Annotated in this window: 4 protein-coding genes and 1 tRNA gene; 1 reads left to right on the top strand and 4 read right to left on the bottom strand. The window is 57.9% G+C overall.

Annotated elements, in window-relative coordinates; translation table 11 throughout:
- Positions 1–190 precede the first annotated feature (190 nt).
- The 4 genes from HMPREF2712_RS05920 to HMPREF2712_RS05905 all read right to left on the bottom strand — a co-directional run bounded on the left by HMPREF2712_RS05920 (position 191) and on the right by HMPREF2712_RS05905 (position 4,116).
- Positions 191–263: transfer RNA gene (locus HMPREF2712_RS05920), tRNA-Lys, on the bottom strand.
- 214 nt (positions 264–477) lie between these two features.
- Positions 478–1,506, bottom strand: coding sequence for a ketol-acid reductoisomerase (ilvC, locus tag HMPREF2712_RS05915; RefSeq protein WP_070819503.1), 1,029 nt, complete (start codon positions 1,504–1,506; stop codon positions 478–480).
- Between the two features lie 307 nt (positions 1,507–1,813).
- Positions 1,814–2,314 carry an acetolactate synthase small subunit gene (gene ilvN / locus HMPREF2712_RS05910; protein ID WP_005505523.1) on the bottom strand — a complete coding sequence of 167 codons (501 nt, stop codon included), beginning with the start codon at positions 2,312–2,314 and terminating at the stop codon, positions 1,814–1,816.
- A complete protein-coding gene (locus HMPREF2712_RS05905; RefSeq protein WP_070614942.1) occupies positions 2,314–4,116 on the bottom strand; it encodes an acetolactate synthase large subunit in 1,803 nt (600 codons plus the stop codon). Before HMPREF2712_RS05905 ends, ilvN begins: the two co-directional genes overlap by 1 nt.
- Before the next feature lie 461 nt (positions 4,117–4,577).
- Here HMPREF2712_RS05905 and HMPREF2712_RS05900 point away from each other — a divergent pair, with 461 nt between their 5' ends.
- Positions 4,578–5,117, top strand: coding sequence for a hypothetical protein (locus HMPREF2712_RS05900; protein WP_070614944.1), 540 nt, complete (start codon positions 4,578–4,580; stop codon positions 5,115–5,117).
- Positions 5,118–5,247: the final 130 nt, after the last annotated feature.

Below are 5,247 nucleotides of genomic sequence, written 5' to 3'. Positions count from 1 at the left end.
GGGTGCCCCTGCGTAGGCGCGGAGGAAACATGTAGCGCACCCCGTAGTCTTGGGAGACGCGAGGTACCCACCCACCCAACCCCTGCAGGAGCGAGGACGAACACCGATTCCTCAACCCATGAAGACTGCATTTCAAGGGGAACGCAAAAATCCCGCCGATTCCGAAGAATCAGCGGGATTTTCTGTGAAGTGCGCCCCCTGGGACTCGAACCCAGAACCCATTGATTAAGAGTCAATTGCTCTGCCAATTGAGCTAGAGGCGCTTATTTGTTTTTCAGGGTTTCCCCTGCAACAAGTAAATACTATACGGCATTTTATAGACACCCGCAACTCAAGTGAGCATGAACTGCATCACATACCTGTTGAGTGCTGCTGTTCAGCTTGAAACAGCAAGAATCCGGCGCCCCACCTCTCTCCCCCTGTAGCGGAGTGTGGGTGGTGCACCGGATTCTTATAAAGCTATTGCTGAGCTACCGTTTAGCGAGCGACGGAACCTTCGGTGTAGTCGTCGTCAACGGAGTTCCAGGAGAACAGCTCGCGCAGCTTGCGGCCGGTTGCCTCGATGGGGTGTGCCTCGCCCTTTGCACGCAGTTCCTTGAACTCGGGTGCGCCTGCAGCCTGGTCTTCCATGAAGCGCTTTGCGAAGTTGCCGTTCTGGATGTCTGCCAGGACAGCCTTCATGTTTTCCTTGACCTCGGGGGAGATTACGCGGGGGCCGGAGACGTAGTCGCCGTACTCTGCGGTGTCGGAGATGGACCAACGCTGCTTAGCGATGCCGCCCTCGATCATCAGGTCAACGATGAGCTTGAGCTCGTGCAGAACCTCGAAGTACGCGATTTCGGGCTGGTAGCCAGCTTCGGTCAGGACCTCGAAGCCGTACTGGACGAGCTGGGAGGTGGAGCCGCAGAGGACTGCCTGCTCGCCGAACAGGTCGGATTCGGTCTCTTCGGTGAAGGTGGTCTTAATGACGCCTGCGCGGGTTGCACCCAGTGCCTTTGCGTAGGACAGTGCCAGTGCGAGTGCTTCGCCGGATGCGTCCTTCTCAACTGCGACCAGGGCGGGAACGCCGCGGCCTGCTTCGAATTCGCGGCGGACGGTGTGGCCGGGGCCCTTGGGGGCGACCATTGCCACGTCGACACCCTCGGGTGCGGTGATGTAGCCGAAGCGGATGTTGAAGCCGTGTGCGAAGAACAGTGCGTTGCCGGGCTTCAGGTGGGGTTCGATGCTCTCTGCGTAGACCTTTGCCTGGACCTGGTCCGGGGTCAGGATCATGATGACGTCTGCTTCTGCTGCTGCTTCTGCAACGGTTGCGACGCGCAGGCCTTCTGCCTCAGCCTTGGCACGGGACTTGGAGCCCTCGGACAGACCGACGATGACCTTCACGCCGGAGTCACGCAGGTTCAGTGCGTGTGCGTGGCCCTGGGAGCCGTAGCCGATAACTGCTACGGTGCGACCCTGGATCAGGGAGAGGTCTGCGTCGTCGTTGTAGAAAATGGTTGCTGCCATTTCTTCTCCTCAGTAAGTTTGGTATGCGGCCCAGGCTGGGCTCAACATTGACTATTCTACTTGATAGCTTTTGGGGTGCAGGTTTACGAGAGCACTTCTCAGATTGTGGCTCAAGATTTTACAACCTGCAGAGTTTATGGGGTACTGCATCTATTTCTTTGGCATTAGGGTCCCCAGGTAGAGAAATCACCTAGTAGAGAAAGAAATAGAGAGTACCTGATGCTCCCCCGCCCGCACTGCGAATACGTGTGTTTCGGTTGTGCGGGCGGGAGAACTGCTACGGGAATGTAGCGTCAGGTATTTTGTGCTAGATGCGCTCGCTCATGGCGCGGGGGCCACGTGCCAGGCCGATGGTGCCTGCGCGAACAATTTCGCGAACACCGTAAGGCTCCAGAACATCCAGCAGTGCGTTGAGCTTCTCCTCAGAACCGGTTGCCTCGATGACAACAGACTCAGGGGAAACGTCAATCACAGATGCGCGGAACAGGTCAGCTGCCTGAACGATCTGCAGGCGAGCAACTGCGTCGGCCTTGACCTTAATCAGGATGTGGCCGCGCTGGGTGGAGGAGTCGGCGGGAAGCTCGACGACCTTCAGCACGTGAACAAGCTTGTTCAGCTGCTTGGTGATCTGCTCGATGGTGTGTGCGTCACCCTCGGTCACGACGGTGATGCGGGAAACACCGGGGTTTTCGGTGGGGCCCACAGCCAGGGAGAGGATGTTGAACAGGCGGCGGGAGAACAGGCCGGAGACGCGGGTGAGAACGCCCGGCTTATCTTCTACCAGAACGGACAGAGTGTGCTGAGACATTAGTTCTCTCCCTCACGATCGAACTCGGGCGAAGTGTTCTTCGCAATCCAAATCTTGTCATTAGAAACGCCTGCCGGGACCATGGGCCAGACCAGTGCGTGGGGGCTGACGGTGAAGTCAATGACCACGGGGCGGTCGTTGATTTCCAGGGCAGCCTTAATGGTGGCGTCCACGTCTTCGTCGCGCTCGCAACGGAAGGTGGCGCAACCGTATGCGTCGCCGAGCTTCACGAAGTCGGGGATGCGTGCGGTGCCGTGACCGTCCTTCAGATCGGTGTTGGAGTAGCGCTCGTTGTAGAACAGAGTCTGCCACTGGCGCACCATACCGAGGGAGGAGTTGTTGATGATAGCAACCTTGACGGGGATGTTGTTCTGTGCGCAGGTGACCAGTTCCTGGTTGGTCATCTGGAAGCAGCCGTCACCGTCGATAATCCACACGGTGGATTCGGGGTGTGCGACCTTTGCACCCATGCCGGCAGGAACGCCGTAGCCCATGGTGCCGAGACCTGCGGAGCTGATGAAGTGACGGGGGCTCTCCTGCTGGATGTAGTGTGCACCCCACATCTGGTGCTGGCCAACGCCGGTGACGTAGTATGCGTCGGGGCCGGTGAGAGCGCTAATACGCTCCAGGACGTACTCAGGCGAGCCGAGGCCATCGTTGGGCTTTTCGTAGCCGAGCGGGTAATCCTTGCGGATGACGTTCAGCTCGTTCCACCATTCGGTGAGGTTCGGCAGCTGGTCTGCGAACTCGGTGGAGAGCAGGTCGGTCAGCTCGGGCAGCACGTACTTGAGGTCGCCGACGATCGGCACGTCTGCGAAGCGGATCTTCGAGATTTCTGCCGGATCAACGTCAATGTGGATGACCTTAGCCTCGGGTGCGAAGGAGTCGAGCTTACCGGTGACGCGGTCGTCGAAGCGTGCGCCGAGGGTGATGAGCAGGTCAGACTTCTGCATTGCGGCGACGGCGGGGACGGTGCCGTGCATGCCGGGCATGCCGAGGTTCTGGGGGTCAGAGTCGGGGAATGCACCGATAGCGTTCAGGGTGGTGACGACGGGTGCACCGATGAGCTTAGCCAGCTTGTGGAACTCTTCGGAAGCACCTGCGCGGACCAGGCCACCACCGACGTAGAAGACGGGGCGCTTGGATTCGGTGATGAACTTAGCTGCTTCGTGGATCTGCTTGGAGTGACCGCGGGTGACGGGGGTGTAGCCGCGCAGCTCCAGGTCCTCAGGAATGCCGCGGTATTCCATCATGCCAACCTGTGCGTCCTTGGTGACGTCCACGAGCACGGGGCCGGGGCGTCCGGTGGATGCGATGTGGAATGCTGCTGCGAGCGCGCGGGGGATGTCCTGCGGGTCGGTGATCATGAAGGAGTGCTTGGAGATGGGCATTGCCATGCCGACGATGTCAGCTTCCTGGAATGCGTCAGAGCCCAGCAACTTAGTGGACACCTGGCCGGTGATTGCGACCAGGGGGATGGAGTCCATGTTTGCGTCAGCGATTGCGGTCAGCAGGTTGGTTGCGCCGGGGCCGGAGGTTGCAATGCACACGCCGGTCTTACCACTGGACACTGCGTAGCCCTGAGCTGCGTGGCCTGCGCCCTGCTCGTGGCGGACCAGGATGTGGCGGACCTTCTTGGAGTCGTACAGGGGGTCATAGGTCGGCAGAATGGCTCCACCAGGCAGGCCGAATACGTCAGTCACACCCAGGTCTTCGAGGGTGCGGACGATTGCCTGAGAACCGGTCATGCGTTCTGCGGGAGCGTTTGCCGCGTCATCAGAAGTGGAAAATCCCATAGTCATGGAAATGCCTCGTGTCTTAATGGTTCTTCGTTGTACTCAATGTTCTGCGTGGGGTTTGTGTGATCCTCACGCATCCTATGCCCGGGGGTACCAAGCTATAAAAAATGCCCCTCGCTGTTGGTGGTAGCGGTAGGGGCGCTCAGTCGCAGTGAATAGACCCTGCCACGCGCCCTAGGCGACGTCGACAAGGCGTAGAATTCGCTGGAACATTGCTGTCTTCACCCTTCTATGGTGCGCCCCAAGAAGGGGTGAGTCAAATCTCTATCGAGCAACACGCCCGTTTTTGTTCATAAAGGCGCAGGTCAGATACTTTCTTTCATGATGTGGACACATTGCACTTGTTGACACATTCCCACGTGTTCATTTGAACAGGTGAGAAAAACTCGCATTTTTGGACGTCATGGCGCGTAATATGCGCGAATACTCGTGACCTTCGTTGGTTGCCCCGGTAGACTGAAGCTATGACCGAACCGATCATCCCGGTCGCTGATGAGCTGACCGAAGCAAGTAAGTACGCAGAGGTTGTTGACCCCCGTAACTCTGTTGAGAGTGACGTGTTTTTGACGGGTGAAGAACTTATCCGAGTTCTGCACCCGGTTTTTGACGAGCAGATTATTAATTACGGTGCATACAATTTGGTGTATGCGACGGGCCGTGCGGTTTACCGTAATCCTGATTTGGCGTTGCATCAGTATCCTGATCAGCAGCATTTTATTGTTGGGTATCAGGATGCGCCTGATGAGGTGATTATTGCTCCGGTGAATTTGCCGGCGTTGACGCCTGCGGGTACGGCTACGACGATTGATAATACGAATGCTCTGCATGCGTATCGTGTGGGTGATGATGCGGTGACGCTTGAGTCGGTGAATGGCAGCTCGTTTTATTTGTCGTTTGAGGATAATGCTGAGGTTGCGACTCGTTTTGGCGTTGGCTTGTTGGAGCAGGGTAAGGATGTGGAGGATTTCCGCGAGTTTGTGACGCGGATTTGGCCGGTCCTGTAACAGAGACTTTTCGAAATGATTGCCCGCTGTGACTTTGGGTTGCGGCGGGCTTTCGCGTGTCTACGCTCAGTTTTGTTGGGCGCTTGAGGGGCGGTGCACGTCCTCGCTCCTACAGGGGCACCCGCCCTCG

Source organism: Rothia sp. HMSC064F07 (genome assembly GCF_001837265.1).
GTDB lineage: Bacteria > Actinomycetota > Actinomycetes > Actinomycetales > Micrococcaceae > Rothia > Rothia mucilaginosa.
Note: the sequence above shows the minus strand (reverse complement) of the source record. Positions and strands in the feature narration are given on the sequence as shown.